The sequence below is a fragment of the Nocardia anaemiae NBRC 100462 genome, assembly GCF_001612725.1.
GTDB lineage: Bacteria > Actinomycetota > Actinomycetes > Mycobacteriales > Mycobacteriaceae > Nocardia > Nocardia anaemiae.
In genome coordinates, this window is sequence record NZ_BDAZ01000001.1 from 1 (window position 1) to 13,277 (window position 13,277).

At 65.8% G+C, this 13,277-nt stretch carries 14 protein-coding genes and 1 tRNA gene; 7 read left to right on the forward strand and 8 right to left on the reverse strand.

Going from position 1 to position 13,277, the window contains the following annotated elements:
* Positions 1-229 precede the first annotated feature (229 nt).
* The 3 genes from NA5_RS00005 to NA5_RS40030 all read right to left on the reverse strand — a co-directional run bounded on the left by NA5_RS00005 (position 230) and on the right by NA5_RS40030 (position 1,921).
* A tRNA-Thr gene (locus NA5_RS00005) sits at positions 230-305 on the reverse strand.
* Between the two features lie 540 nt (positions 306-845).
* Positions 846-992 (reverse strand): hypothetical protein, encoded by a 147-nt coding sequence (locus NA5_RS40025; RefSeq protein ID WP_157110147.1) that lies wholly within the window; start codon positions 990-992, stop codon positions 846-848.
* Between the two features lie 506 nt (positions 993-1,498).
* On the reverse strand, positions 1,499-1,921 hold the full coding sequence (locus NA5_RS40030) for a hypothetical protein (protein WP_157110148.1): 423 nt from the start codon (positions 1,919-1,921) through the stop codon (positions 1,499-1,501).
* Here NA5_RS40030 and NA5_RS00020 point away from each other — a divergent pair.
* Positions 1,908-2,972: a nucleotide kinase domain-containing protein gene (locus NA5_RS00020; RefSeq protein WP_245672014.1), complete on the forward strand. Its 1,065-nt coding sequence runs from the start codon at positions 1,908-1,910 to the stop codon at positions 2,970-2,972. The two genes, NA5_RS40030 and NA5_RS00020, sit on opposite strands and share 14 nt — an antisense overlap.
* A gap of 10 nt (positions 2,973-2,982) precedes the next feature.
* Here the strand turns inward: NA5_RS00020 and NA5_RS00025 are convergent, their stop codons facing one another.
* Complete coding sequence (locus NA5_RS00025) at positions 2,983-4,023, reverse strand: nucleoside triphosphate pyrophosphohydrolase family protein (protein WP_169811248.1); 1,041 nt, start codon at positions 4,021-4,023, stop codon at positions 2,983-2,985.
* 77 nt (positions 4,024-4,100) lie between these two features.
* Here NA5_RS00025 and NA5_RS00030 point away from each other — a divergent pair, with 77 nt between their 5' ends.
* From NA5_RS00030 to NA5_RS00055, 6 genes are read left to right on the forward strand one after another with little or no spacing between them, the layout of a single operon-like run.
* Positions 4,101-4,379: a hypothetical protein gene (locus NA5_RS00030; RefSeq protein ID WP_062980490.1), complete on the forward strand. Its 279-nt coding sequence runs from the start codon at positions 4,101-4,103 to the stop codon at positions 4,377-4,379.
* An 8-nt stretch (positions 4,380-4,387) separates the two neighbouring features.
* Positions 4,388-5,308 carry a thymidylate synthase family protein gene (locus NA5_RS41120; protein WP_062980492.1) on the forward strand — a complete coding sequence of 307 codons (921 nt, stop codon included), beginning with the start codon at positions 4,388-4,390 and terminating at the stop codon, positions 5,306-5,308.
* Positions 5,305-5,832 (forward strand): 4'-phosphopantetheinyl transferase superfamily protein, encoded by a 528-nt coding sequence (locus NA5_RS41125; RefSeq protein WP_062980494.1) that lies wholly within the window; start codon positions 5,305-5,307, stop codon positions 5,830-5,832. Before NA5_RS41120 ends, NA5_RS41125 begins: the two co-directional genes overlap by 4 nt.
* On the forward strand, positions 5,829-6,230 hold the full coding sequence (locus NA5_RS00045) for a helix-turn-helix transcriptional regulator (RefSeq protein ID WP_062980496.1): 402 nt from the start codon (positions 5,829-5,831) through the stop codon (positions 6,228-6,230). The genes NA5_RS41125 and NA5_RS00045 overlap by 4 nt, the downstream gene beginning before the upstream one ends.
* Positions 6,231-6,241: 11 nt before the next feature.
* Positions 6,242-7,435 carry an ImmA/IrrE family metallo-endopeptidase gene (locus tag NA5_RS00050; RefSeq protein ID WP_084483758.1) on the forward strand — a complete coding sequence of 398 codons (1,194 nt, stop codon included), beginning with the start codon at positions 6,242-6,244 and terminating at the stop codon, positions 7,433-7,435.
* Positions 7,432-8,082 carry a C1 family peptidase gene (locus NA5_RS00055; RefSeq protein WP_062980500.1) on the forward strand — a complete coding sequence of 217 codons (651 nt, stop codon included), beginning with the start codon at positions 7,432-7,434 and terminating at the stop codon, positions 8,080-8,082. Before NA5_RS00050 ends, NA5_RS00055 begins: the two co-directional genes overlap by 4 nt.
* Positions 8,083-8,961: 879 nt before the next feature.
* Here the strand turns inward: NA5_RS00055 and NA5_RS00060 are convergent.
* Genes NA5_RS00060 through NA5_RS00075 form a run of 4 tightly spaced genes read right to left on the reverse strand, consistent with a single transcriptional unit; the run spans position 8,962 to position 13,203 of the window.
* Complete coding sequence (locus tag NA5_RS00060) at positions 8,962-9,633, reverse strand: tyrosine-protein phosphatase (RefSeq protein WP_062980502.1); 672 nt, start codon at positions 9,631-9,633, stop codon at positions 8,962-8,964.
* Entirely contained in the window at positions 9,630-10,877 is a 1,248-nt protein-coding gene (locus NA5_RS00065; protein WP_169811232.1) for a nucleotide sugar dehydrogenase, read from the reverse strand. Before NA5_RS00065 ends, NA5_RS00060 begins: the two co-directional genes overlap by 4 nt.
* 37 nt (positions 10,878-10,914) lie before the next feature.
* The gene (locus tag NA5_RS00070; protein ID WP_157110149.1) at positions 10,915-11,997 is read right to left on the reverse strand and encodes an Ldh family oxidoreductase; all 1,083 of its coding nucleotides are present in this window, start codon (positions 11,995-11,997) and stop codon (positions 10,915-10,917) included.
* 12 nt (positions 11,998-12,009) lie between these two features.
* The gene (locus tag NA5_RS00075; RefSeq protein WP_169811233.1) at positions 12,010-13,203 is read right to left on the reverse strand and encodes a M20/M25/M40 family metallo-hydrolase; all 1,194 of its coding nucleotides are present in this window, start codon (positions 13,201-13,203) and stop codon (positions 12,010-12,012) included.
* Positions 13,204-13,277 lie beyond the last annotated feature (74 nt).

Below are 13,277 nucleotides of genomic sequence, written 5' to 3' on the forward strand. Positions count from 1 at the left end.
AGCTAGCCGAGCACGCTACAGCAGCCAGGAACAGCGGCGAAGACCGTGCGTCTGGCGGGATAACGATGTCAGGCGTATAGCGGGTGGCGGCCCCGGTGCCCGGGAAACCCTCGCAGCTGCACGCTCCCCGAAATCGAGGCGACTGCCTTCACCCGTTGGCACGCTCTTGGCACACCGGGAAAACCGTACAACGTACGAAGATCTCCGAAAAGCCGCTGACCTGGGAAAGTGGAGCCGCCTGGGGGAATCGAACCCCCGACCTTTTCATTACGAGTGAAGCGCTCTACCGACTGAGCTAAGGCGGCGTGCCTTTCGGCCACGCGAGTCTATCGTCTCGGATGTCGGATCACGAAAACTGCAGGTCAACGCAGCGCATCGACAGACCTGACGGCTGTGTCCGACCAGCTCTTGGTCGGGCACACACCCGCAGAATCGAGCATCGAGATGGGTCGAACCACAACCATTTCACTATGGGTGAAGCGCTCTACCGACTGAGCTACGGCGGCGCGGCGACCCTATCGTTTCGGCAGCCGGACGGCGAAAACAGGTGGTCAGCGGCAGAATCGTCCGCCGACTTACACCGTCGGCTAGCGCCGTATTCGACGGTCCACAGCGACTCCGGAACAGCCTTGTCGGAACATCAAGCGGCGATTTCGGTAAAAGGTCGGCAACGGACCATAGTCCGCCAGCCGCTATTGCAAGAGCGCCGCGGCGACCGGAGCGGGCGATCCGGCGGTAGGTTTCGGTGGCATCCGTGTCGAGACTTCCACTCCTGCCTACAGCCACAGCCACCACCCAGTGGCCTGCAGCTTCAACTGATTTGGACGAAAACAACCCGGACTCGACTACCAGGTGGTCATCTCCACCTCGCACAAGCTCGGGGCGATGGGCGATGGGCGAAGCGGCTGCGCGAGCACCTCGGCCCGGGCCAGCACGAGGATTTCGTATTCGATGTGCTGTTCGTCGACGAGGCGTGGCAACTTCCGCATCATCTGTTCGACAAGGTCGCGAAGATAGCGCCGATCACGGCCGGGGTCGGCGACGTGGGGCAGCTGCCGCCTTTGAGGATCGGCACGAATCCGTGGCGCGGCGACCCCGGCTACAACCCCTACCGCGCCTCGCCCACCGATTTCGATGGGGACGAGCGCACTTGGTCGGTGGAGCTTCCGGCGGTGTGGCGACCGGCCGCCGGTCACCTCGATCTGTGGCGGGCGTTCTATCCCGAGTGGGCTGAGCTCGACTGTGTGGCGGCTCCGGGTGATCGGGCTCTGGTCGTCGGCGAGGGGTTGTCCGCGCCGGTCGCCCAGATCTGGCAGCAGGTCGGAACCGGCCTGCCGGACCCCGAGGCGGCGGATATCGACCTTCCGCTGATGCAGGCGTTGGGACTCTGGCAGTCACTACCGAGAAGGACTGAGGCAAGTGGTCACAAAACAGCCGTTGTGTCGCCGCCTTGGCGGGCAACCGTGCTGCGGCCAGCGCGGACTGGTCGGCCGGTAGGTCACCGATCGTCTGTAGGTTCGGCCTCGACCTCGCTGCTCAATCGCACCAGCGCGATCCACGACCGGTTGGTTCGATCGAGGCTGTGATACAGCGGCGCGCGCGATCCGCTGCGCGGCAGTTCGACCATGATATCGGCGTCGACCAGGCGTTTCACGATCTGCTTGACCAGGGCATCCGGGATCTGGGTCTGCGGGACCGTCGCCGTTTGCTTCGCGATCATGCGCACGGTGATGCCATCGTCTTCGGTACTCGCGGCGAGACGGGCGATCGCCGCGACGACGTCGACCATGTAACGGTTGCCGAAGATCGCTGCCGATAGGTTGCGGATCGCCTCCCGTCCTTGCCCTGACATGCTTACAATGTAACGCGTTACGCGATTCACGTAACGACCAAGGAGGCGTTCTCGGATGGTGCCGACCACGGCCGTTGCCGGACAGTGCGAGCTCGACCTGGAGGTGCCCGCACTCGCGCCGCAACACGCACTGAGCACATTGTCATCGATGGTTCGCGAGGAGGTACGGATCGCCGGGCGAACACTACGTCCGACACCGGTGTTCGACACCTACTGGCGCTTCGCCGCGCGCCGCCACGCGATCTACGAGGCGCGTCTGGAGGGACGGTCGGGTCCGTGGACTACCGACCCGGTACTGCTGAAGCACCGTTTCACCAACTGCTACCGTGCCGCGGACCGGGTCAGCCAGTACCTGATCCGAGAGGTCTCATACCAGGGCAGTCAACACCTTGAGGAAGTGGTGTTCCGGACCCTGCTGTTCAAGCTGTTCAACAGGGTGTCGACCTGGCGGCTGTTGAGCGAGGCGTTCGGGCAGATCAGTTGGCGCGAATTCGACCTGAGCTCATTCGACGACGTCCTCACAGCCGAGTTCGCGCAGGGACGGAAACTGTATTCGGCGGCCTACGTGGTGCCGCCGCCGCGTCTGGGCGCCGACCGCAAACACACCAACCACCTGCGGTTGCTGCAGCACATGATGACCACCGGCCTGCCCGACGAACTCGCTGCGGCCACCTCGCTGCGGCAGGTGTTTGAAGCCCTGGTGGCCTATCCCGCGATGGGAGACTTCCTGGCCTTCCAGTTCGCGATCGACCTGAACTATTCCAGCGCGCTGGACTTCGACGAGATGGAGTTCGTCGTACCGGGTCCAGGCGCGCGCGACGGCATCCGCAAGTGCTTCGGCCGAGCCGCCGACGGCATCGAAGCCGACGTGATCCGGTACATGGCCGAGCACCAGCACGAACATTTCCAGCGGCTCGGCCTGACCTTCGCCGGTCTGCGCGGGCGTCGCCCGCTGCAATTGATCGACTGCCAGAACCTGTTCTGTGAAGTCGACAAATATGCCCGCGTCATGCACCCCGACATCGCGGGCCACAGCGGCCGAACCCGAATCAAGCAACTGTTCGCGCCGGTCCCCGAACGGGTGACCGCGTGGTTCCCGCCGAAGTGGGGCCTGGACTGACCCGCCGGGTTCACCCCGCCTCGGCCGCCCGGGCGGACTTCTCGGCCTCCTTCTCGGCGATCGCGCGCTCGCAGACCTGCGCGTGGTGGCGACGTTCGGCGTCGGTGAGCGGACGGGTGGCCAGCGTGCGCGCGTCCAGGTCACACAGCATCACAGCGTCGCCGCGCTCGTGTACGGCGCGCCACGCACGGAAGCCGTCGAGGATGGCCTTCTCCCATTCCATCTCGGTGCACACGCCAACTTCGAGGTTCGCCGTCATCCGACGGCACAGGCGCAGGATCTCGCTGTCGACGACCCTCGCGCCGTCGAAGTAGCTGGCGCGCCCGGCGGCCTCGAACACGAACGCCGACAGGCCCTCCTCGATCGCGATCGCCCGCCCACCGTCCTCGACGTCATCGACGCGCGGCGTGGCTTTGCGCTTGCGTTTCAACAGCGCCCGCATCACCGGACTCCACCCGAGGACCGCGAGATGGGCGAGGTGAAAGACATCGTGGTAGCGGTAGCCGTCGTCGTAGTAGGAGTTGTCGCCGAGGGGATCTCCACACGCCCGATCCCCGCTGACCGGCATAACCAGCGGCGGCAGACCATCGACGCTGCGCGGCGAGGGCGCGATGAGGACCTCCAGCCGCCGCGGCAGCCGCTGGTGATCGGGGGTGTCTCCGCCGTCGAACCACCGCGCGGGACCGATCCGGTCCACCGGCGCAGAGGGCACTCCCACCGGCACCGGCGGCCCCGCGGCGGGCAGCGGTAGGTCCTGTCGTGGCCACCGGGACGCGATCTTCCACAGGTTCGCACTCGCCACCTCATCGAGTCGCACGCCCAACCAGGTCGCGGTATCAGCGACGTACCACAGGATGTCGCCCAGATCCTCCACCGCGAGTGCGCGATGGTCCTGGTGGATCGAGCCGTCGCGCACGATCTTCTTCTGGTTGGTCTGCAGGGTGCCCACCTCGCCACCGAGACCGAGTAGGGCGATCGTCAACGCCCGCTCGGGATTGTCCTGGTGCTGGTCGTAAGCCCACGCCTCGGACTGGTAGTTGTCGAAATCCATCATCCGCCCCATCTATGATTGATTTTCAATCACGCTGCCACTACCGTGGTTGGAAGTCAAGCGTCGAGGAGGTAGCGATGATCGACGAAGACACACTGCGCAACGCGTTGATCGCCGGGATCGCCGAATTCAACGTTGTCACCTCCGCCGACGTCGAAGCCGCGATCACCGCGGTCGGCGGCGACTACGCCTTCGAATTGGAGAGCCGAATGGCTGAATGGGTGGTCGCGCACGTCGAGCACGTGCTCGGCCTGACCAAGCCGCTGCCGAAACCGGCAGATCTCCGACGCGATCAGTTCGCCACCGTCGCAGCATTGCAGACCGCGATCACCACGGCCGTAGGCGGTCAACGATGATGAGACCCATGGCCACCTCCATCCACGCGAGCGATGTCGGCGACGCATGGCTGCAAGCCGCGCAGGCACTGGCCCAGGCTCCCCGCCGCACCCTGGTCAACCTGGCCGTCAGTATCAGTGACCCCCTCCACGAGGACTTGGGGATCCGCCGAGAACTCGAAGCGTCCCTGACCAGGCTGGCCACAGGCAAGGGCGGTGCGAAGGCACCGACCCTGCACAGCGTCCACACCGTGGCCAACACGATCTTCCCCATCTCGATGTACAACCCGAAACATCCTGATGCCGCCGGGAAATTCTTCGAAAGAGCCCGCCGCGTGGGATCCCTGCACGACGGGCGACGAAACGAGTGGGGTACCTACTTCGGGCGCCTGGTTTCCTATCCGCTTCCCGACGGGTCCGAGGTCAATCAGCTCGAGAGATTCCTCGCGGTGCTCGCCGAGGGCAAGACGTGGTCCGACCGCTACGAGGCGCCGCTGACCATTCCAGGCGAATCGACCGAGCTCACCGTACCGACGGACGCCAGACCGGTGACAACAGCCGACGCGCTGGTCATCGGACCGCAGGATCGTCGCGTACGGGGCAATCCGTGCCTGGCGCACCTGAGTTTCACGGTGCTGGATGGCGCGATACACCTGACCGCGCTCTACCGCCGCCACCACTACATTGCCCGGGCGTACGGCAATTTCCTCGGCCTGGCGCGCCTGCTGAACTTCCTGGCGCGCGAGAGCGGCCGCGAGGTCGGCGGCATGATGATCGTCGGTACCCACGCCGACCTCGAGATGGGGACGGTGGCCGCCACCCGGGATCTGCTTGCTCGAGCCGCACGGGCACAAGGCGATGTCCACACGATCGAAGTGTCCACCCGTCGGCTCGGCGCATCCTGGAGCGATCTGGAATTGCCGGTACCGACCCGGGTCCCGGCATCGTGACCCCCGCACCGGTCGTACCCCCTGATCCGGATTCCTTCGACGGTTTCGGTGACTCCGACCGCGCGCGGCGCGCGAGCGATCTACTCGCCGCCTGCGTCGATGCGCCGTCCGGGTTGAGCGTGCGCATCGGAGTCGACGCCTGTGACCTGACGCTGCTGGCGCGGCAACTGCAATCGCCGACCGGCCCACGGTTTCTCAGCAATACCTTCACCGAGGAAGAACTGCGATACTGCCAGGGCCGCGCCGACCGGCTCGGCGCGCGGTGGGCTGCCAAGGAGGCCGTGGCGAAGGCGGTGGGTACCGGATTCCGCGGGTTGAGCCCGCACCAAATCGAGATCCGACGCGAAGCCGACGGCAGACCATGGGTGCACGCCGCGCCGGGGCCGCCCTGGCCCGGCGACGCCCACCTGTGGGAGTGGTCGGTCTCCCTCGGCCACGAGACCGACCTGGCGATCGCAGCCGCGATCGCCGTCGTCCCCACGCAGCCCATCCGAGAACCCGTGCGAGGAAGGAGCCCGCGATGACCGACGAGGACAGCGGCCGCGACGACATCCGTGTCGACGACGAAGGGCGGCGTCTCGCCGAGAGGATCCGAAGCGAACGCGAATACCTGAACCTCAAACAGGAACAGGTCGCCGAAGTCCTCAAGACGTCACGCGCCGCAGTCAGCGCCATCGAGACCGGCCGCCGCAAGGTCAGCGGACAAGAACTCAAACGGTTGGCCGAGCTGTTCGGCACCAGTGTCGACCGCCTGCTCGGTAGCGGCCCGGAGGAGGACGAAACCACCACAGCCCTATTCCGTACGGCCAGGACCCTGTCCGACCACGACCGTATGCAGGTGCTGCGTTTCGCGGAATTCCTCCGCAACGCCGGTCCCGCGCCCCAGCTCGACGACAAGACCGGTCAGCCACGACCGAGATAGGTCAGCTGCACATGAACCTACCCATGCGCCGACAGGCCCTCGCTGAGGCCCGCATGTGCGCCGCGCGACTACACCAACAGATGCGCACACCCTTCGACCGGCCGGTGGACGTCTTCGCGCTCACCCAGCGCCTCGGGGTGTGGCTGGTAACCCAGCCGATGGACCACACCTACGGGTTCTACCTCAACGACAACGACGCCGCGGGCATCGTCGTCAACAGTCGCCACCCGGAGGTACTGCAGCGCTACACCTGCGCACACGAACTCGGACATCACCTGCTCGGCCACGGCAGTCACACCGACGACATCACTACCGTCGAACCTACCTCCGAACTGGCCGTGCGCGAACACCAAGCCCAAGCATTCGCCTCCGCGCTCCTCATGCCGGGCCCCCTGGTGACTTACACGCTGCGCAGCCTCGGAGCCGACGCCACTCCCACCGCCGAAGACATCTATCTCGCCAGCCGCGACATCGCCGTCAGCTACACCGCCATGGTGTGGGGACTGGCAGAGCTGAACAAGCTCGATCGCGTTGCCGCCGCCATGCTGTCGAAAGCCGGCGTGCGGCCGGTCAAGGCCGCGCTGCGCGGTGGCCCGCCGATCGGCGACGCACGCGCCGACCTGTGGATCCTCGACGGTCCCCTCCGGATCGGCGCCGAGGCCGCGCATTCGGTGGCCTGCCGCATCGGCGACGAGATCCACATTCGCCTGCCCGAAGACCTCGGCACCGGATACACCTGGAGCCTCGGCGACTCCCTCGCACAACCGAGACGCGATCCCGTGGTCACGGCACCGCGACTGCGCTGGGACGGGGCATCGCGCATCGACGTCGAACCCGCTGCGGCGCCGACAGGCACCACACCCCCTGCGAGCGGCCTCGACGTGCTCGCTGAATTGCACGCCCACCCCAACCAGCCCGCGCAGGCCGCGGCCGCCGAACCCAACGGGCAGTTCGACCGGTTCGGCGAACACGACAACGACGCGGATCTTGTCCTGCCCGGGCCTGGTACGAAGGTGTTCGTCGTCTCGCCCGGTGCGAGTGGGCGATACTCGCTCGATTTTTCCTTGCGTCGTGCGTGGGAGTCCGGACAGCCGGTGGCCAGTTACCGGGTCACGGTGACAGCAGTGCCGCGGCAAACGCTGCCCGAGCAGGGAATCGTGTCACGCCAGAACGACATTCGCGTCAAACAGTTGGCAGCCGCGTGACACTCACCTGGCTCGCCGACCTGCGCGCGGGCACTGAACCGGTCGGAGATCAAGGCCCCCGCCGAACCTGTATGTCGTGGGCCGCCACTGCGGCCCACGAACACCACGGCCGAGGGCCGCTCAGCATTGAGTACCTGCATTGGGCGTGCGGGCCGGGAGGTCAGGGCACCCTATTCGGGGTGCGGCGTGCGTTGCGGGATCGGGGCCAGCCACCGCGCCAGCAGTGGCCCTACGATCCCGCACGCAGCCCCACCACCGCCTACGACCCCCCGACCGGGGTCACCGGGCCGTTCCACACTGCGGCGGCGCGCAAGGTTCCTCACACGCCGAAACGGCTGGTCGACCAGCTCGATTCCGGGCTGCTCCCGGTGGCCGCTATCCGCGTCACCCAACAGTTCCTGCACCCTGTTGGAGGCATCGTCGATGGCACCGAGTCCGGAAGCGACGGCCACGCGGTCGCCGTAGTCGGTGTCGCTCAACTCGATCACGACCTCGACGCTCTTCCTGCCGGTCACCACCTGGTGTGTGTGCGCAACAGCTGGGGTACAGCATGGGGCCAGGACGGGCACGCACTCGTCACCGAACGCGCCTGGAATGCGTGCGCGATGTGGGCGGCTGTCGTCGAGCCTCCCGACGGCACCAAGTGAGGTACACGTGGGCTGCGTCGAGCGGCTGAATGCCCAATGACAGATCGATCTCGCTTCTTCATCACCGCAGCATCGGAGCCGCCCGATGCCTCCCAGATCCTTCTGCGCGAAGGTCCGGGTGGTGCTCGGCGATCCCTTCGACCCGATCGGTTACACGAGTGCGTGGGTGCTGGTGTTTGGCTGGATTTCGTAGACGTCGTCGCCGACCTCCACGGAGTCGCGTTCGATCTGCTCGAAGCACTACTCCGGCCCTGGTGGTCGGTGACCATCGCACGCCGCCCAGCGGGATCCCGCCCAGTTCGACCTCCCGCAGATCTGTACCGACGGAATCATTGAGGATCCCTTCCACGCAGCTCAGGTAACCGAGAACCTCAAGGAGCAGACGTTCGATCTCCTCGACATCACTGAGGTCTGCTCGATCGACGGTCCGCTGGAGGCACGAACGCGCGGTAGGCATCCATAGATCGCGTTGACCCAGAAAGGCGAAAGGATTCCAGGAAATTCGGTGTGAGAGCGGAGAATTTCGGTTCGGGCAAGGTACTCGGGAACTGCACCGTCTGAAGCGTTGTTACCGCGGACTGATGCGGGTGCCCCCACGAACGTGACGACCTCCGCCCTCGGATCGTTGCCACGGCTCGTTGGAGCGGCAGCAGCGGGATGATCCCTGTCGCTGGCTCAGCGGGCTCAACGCGTGGTTGACACATTGTGGTGACCGCACCGCGTTTGCGGCCTGGCGGCCCGGACCCCTAGTTCACAGTCATGTCTCTGACCACGTACAGGTCAGCACCGAGGCCCCGACACCCACGCTGGCACCCTACGGCGGACCGAATCACGGGGTCCCGTCAGGCCCGCGTTTGCTCGGGACCGAGGTTGACCGAATCACCGTCTAGGTTGGAGGGCCGTGCGCAGGGCCACAATATGGCTGCGCGGGAGGCCGTGGTCGAGCAAGAATGCGTCCGGGGCGCCGACGGCGGTAAGGGCGAGGTGGAGGGCCTGTCCACCCGTGAGGCACCGCCGGGTCAGCTGCGCGCGGGTTGTGTTGTGGTTCTGGACATATGCGTTGAGACCATGAGGACATGTGAGGATGGCGGCCCGCGCGCGCAGGTCGCGCTCGATGACGACGTCGATCGGGATACCGACGGCGGTCAGGATCAGCGCAACCGCCAAGCCAGTGCGGTCCTTGCCAAGCGAGCAGCCGATTACGGTGGGTTCCGGTACGCGTTCGGCGACCGCGCAGGCGACGTCGGCAAAGGCAGACCCGCAGTGGCGTAGCGTCTCCAGGTACACCTCCGCCAACTCGCGCTCGCAGGTGGCTGCCCGGATACGCTCTGCCGCGCCGGGCAAGTCAATCGATGCCCTGGTAGCGGGCTGCGCCAGCTGCGCGGCCTCCGACTCGGCGTCGCTCCGCAGATCGATTCGGTTGCCGACGCGTTCGATGAGCGGCGGTCCGGACGGGCACAACATCACCATGGCCCAGCCCGTTCGGTACAGCACACCCGATCGGCTGCCACCGGCCGTGACCTCTTGGAAATGCTCGGCGAAATGCCTCATAAATCGAAAACGTTGGGCAATGTGGCCGCCGCCAGCGCGCCGTGCGGGTCGAGAAGCAGCGGCGCGGCCTCCAATAGTGCATTTGTGTACACAGGGTGTGGGGTGTGCAGCAGCGTGAGATCGTGCTCACTCACTACGGCACCAGACAGCTCCGAAAGCCGCGGCAGCCCATGCAGGTCTTGTGAGCCGCGCACGAGCGGGTCGTGCCATCGGACATGGGCCCCGAGCCGGACGAGCTTCTCCGCAATAGGGAAGGCCGACGATTCGCGGACGTCGGCGACCCCAGGCTTGTAACTGATCCCCAGCAGTAGCACACCGCTGCCCCGCACGGGTTTCGCGACATTGTTGAGCAGCATGGTGATTCGGTTGACCACATGTGTCGGCATGGCGCGGTTCACCTGTTCGGCCGCATCGATGAGTCGCAGGCTGAACCCGGTGCGTTTGGCGCTCCAGTTGAGGTAGATCGGGTCGATCGGAATGCAGTGCCCGCCGACCCCCGGACCGGGATAGAAGGGCATGAACCCGAACGGTTTCGTAGCCGCAGCGGTAATGGCCTCGCGGAGGTTGATATCTCCGGTGCTACACATCATCGCGAGCTCGTTGACCAGCGCCAGGTTCACATGCCGAAAGGTGTTCTCCAGTATCTTGGCCATCTCCGCCTCGGATGGCCCTGACACAATGTGGACGCTTTCGAGAAACGTCCTGTAGAAGGCGGCGGCGAGCTCCCCGTCGCGGCGGGTGAAGCCTCCGATAAGCTTGGGAATACGCGTCAACGGATAGTCTTGGTTGCCTGGGTCTATCCGCTCTGGCGAAAACACCAGGTGGATATCGGATCCGGGCAGGAGTCCGCTCCGCTTCGCCAGCCGCGGCGCGAGGATATCGACTGTGGTGCCAGGCCAAGTCGTGGATTCGAGTATCACAAGGTCGCCGGGGCGAACCGTGTCCGCAACCGTGTCGATCGCCGCCAGCACCAAATTCAGGTCAGGGCTCCCGTCCGCTAGTGGCGTCGGCACGCAGATCAGGTACACATGCGCGGCAGCAAGGTCCATCGGATTTGCGGACAGCGTCAATGAGCCCGACTTTAGATGCGCCGCTACCCGGTCATGATCGAGATCAACCAAATCCGTTCGGCCCGATCGAATGTCGGCTAGACGGTCCTGGTCGATGTCGTAACCGAGGACGTCGTGTCCTGCGTCGGCCGCGGCCAATGCGACGGGGAGGCCAACATAGCCGAGGCCGAGCACCGCGACCTTCTCGGTTCTGCGTAGCGCCGCGGCAACCTCAGTCATGTGCGATCTCCGGTCCCGGCACGCCCAATTCCTCGGCCACCTTCGACAGCTCGGCGGCGACGGCGGCAGGCAGGGCTATCGTGCCGGACAACCCGGCCCGGTGCTGGCATTCCGGCAGGCCCGGATAGCTCACGGGCCGGTCCCGCTCGACAGGCCTGCTATCGATTAGTGCCTGTAGCATCCGGTCCATGCCGTCGTGAAAGTCCGTGCGGAAGTGGGTGACGCTGATGGCCAGGAAGAAGTGGCCGATATTCGCGTCGGCCCGGGCAACCGGATCGTCGTGCCGGACCGGTCCCACACCCGCCCCGCCTAGCACACCGCACAGCGTGTCGGCGAGGATCGCCAGCCCGTACCCCTTGTAGCCGCCAGTGGCCGGTGAGCCGCCGAGAAACTGGAGTTGGGCGCGGCCGTCGAAGTAAGCGGCGGGGTCGGTGACAGCGCGTCCAGCGTCGTCGGCAAGCCAGCCTGCAGGTACCGCTTCGCCCTCGTCGCGCGCCAGCCGGACCCGACCGGCGGCGACGACGGCCGCACTCATGTCCAGGTTGAACGGTGGCAAACTTGCCGCAGGGGCGCCAGCTGCGAACACATTCGTCCCCAGCAACCGGTCTCGGCCGCCGAGCGGTGGGATCAACCCCTGGGTACCGCAATTCGTCGATGCCAAAGCAAGCGTGTCGTCCGCTGCTGCTTTCGCGGTGTACCACCCCATGCATCCGCAATGGGAGCTGTTGCGCACCGCGACGGCGGCAACGCCGTGTTCTTTGGCGCGAAACACAGCCTGCCGCAACGCAAATTCGGCGGCGACGAAGCCGATGCCATTGCCGCCATCGACGACGCATGATCCTCCGTGCTCCCGCACCACTACCGGCACCGCCTCCGGATCTACCTCGCCGTCCCGCAGCATCCGCAGATACAGCCGGTTGAGTGCCTGGGCGCCATGGGTCTTGATTCCGTGCAGATCCGCGTAGTGGAGTCCGTCCGCGCAAACGACACTGTGCTCCGGCGCGACTCCCATCGCCTCGAAGGCCGCCCGATAGCATGTGTGCAGCGAATCTGCTAGGACCACAACATCACTCACAAAATCCTGCTTTCATTCGTTTGTTCCTGCTCCAGCGAACTGCATCACCAGCGCGGCGACGCGCTCGGCGAAGGCATCCAGGTCGGCCACCGCGACATATTCATCTTCGGCGTGAGCGTTGTTGGCCGTCAGATCTCCGGGACCGCACACGATCGTGTAGCTGTCAGAATCCGTCAACCAGATCGCGTCGCAGGTAATCGGTCGGGTGGCGTCGTCGTGCCGAGCGAAACCCGCCGCGCGCAGCAGGCGTTCCATCGCGGGGTCACGGTTGTCTAGCGTCGGCAGGCCTCGCTTGAGCCACTCGCCGCGCACGATGGTGTCGGCGGCGGCGGCGGTCTCCGCAGTGGTTGGGTGGCCGCCGTATACTGCGGCGAACTCGGTCAGTGCGGCCGAGAGCTCGCAGTCGACGGTCCGCTCAATTATGGCTGCCGTCTTCTTGTTCGGGTATGCGAAGTTCAGCAGCAACGAGCCACGCCCGTAGACCCGGTTGTGCGCGGTGCCGGTATGCAGTCCCGCCAGGCAACTACGCGCGCCTGCGTCATCGACAACAGGTAGTACCCGCTTGCCGAACCAGGCGGCAAGGAACCCGAGGAGTAGCGTGGCGTTCTGGGCAGCGTTCGGCTCGTCGTCGGTCCCTCCGCGCCCGGTAGCGGTGAGCCGCAGCGTCATGGTCGCGGTCGCGCGGTCAAAATACCGCTGCATCGTCGGCTCGACGACAACGTTCAATCTGCCGACTAATCCCATCGCGACGAGCGTGCGAGTGCCGTACACACCCATCGCGCCGCCCTCCTCGCCGCCGACAACGTGGATGAGGATCCGGACGCGGCCAGGGAGGCTGTTGTCGCGTTGCAGCGCGGCCCGGATCCCGGCCAACAATGCGACCCCGGGCCCTTTGTCGTCGACCGCGCCGCGGCCGAATACGACGTCGGATTTCTCGCGCACCGGCAGGTAGGGACTGACCGTGTCCATGTGGAAGTTGAAAACCAGGGTGCGCTCGTGCGGCGCATCACCCAGTGACAGCACGAGATTGGGCTGTGCGGCGAGGAAGTCGGCATCCATCGCGGCGGCCCTGTCGAACACCGCCTTCGGCACGGTCAGGGTGGTCAACTCTTGTTGCGATACCGCCGCGTGGTAGGTGATGTCAAACCCGAGCAGGCAAGCGGCGTCGGCGTAGCGCTGCTGCGCTGCAACCAGTTCCCCGGCCACCCCGGATTCCATCGGTGTGACCGTGTCGAACCGGAGGAGATCCAATAACAGCGCCTGGTCCTCGGTTGTCCAGA

Excerpts from the sequence above, each read along its gene's own strand:
- NA5_RS40025 (WP_157110147.1), bottom strand. The coding sequence starts at position 992 with ATGATGCGGAAGTTGCCACGCCTCGTCGACGAACAGCACATCGAATAC.
- NA5_RS00020 (WP_245672014.1), top strand. The coding sequence starts at position 1,908 with ATGGTGCCGACCACGGCCGTTGCCGGACAGTGCGAGCTCGACCTGGAG.
- NA5_RS00025 (WP_169811248.1), bottom strand. The coding sequence starts at position 4,023 with ATGGATTTCGACAACTACCAGTCCGAGGCGTGGGCTTACGACCAGCAC.
- NA5_RS00030 (WP_062980490.1), top strand. The coding sequence starts at position 4,101 with ATGATCGACGAAGACACACTGCGCAACGCGTTGATCGCCGGGATCGCC.
- NA5_RS41120 (WP_062980492.1), top strand. The coding sequence starts at position 4,388 with ATGGCCACCTCCATCCACGCGAGCGATGTCGGCGACGCATGGCTGCAA.
- NA5_RS00045 (WP_062980496.1), top strand. The coding sequence starts at position 5,829 with ATGACCGACGAGGACAGCGGCCGCGACGACATCCGTGTCGACGACGAA.
- NA5_RS00050 (WP_084483758.1), top strand. The coding sequence starts at position 6,242 with ATGAACCTACCCATGCGCCGACAGGCCCTCGCTGAGGCCCGCATGTGC.
- NA5_RS00060 (WP_062980502.1), bottom strand. The coding sequence starts at position 9,633 with ATGAGGCATTTCGCCGAGCATTTCCAAGAGGTCACGGCCGGTGGCAGC.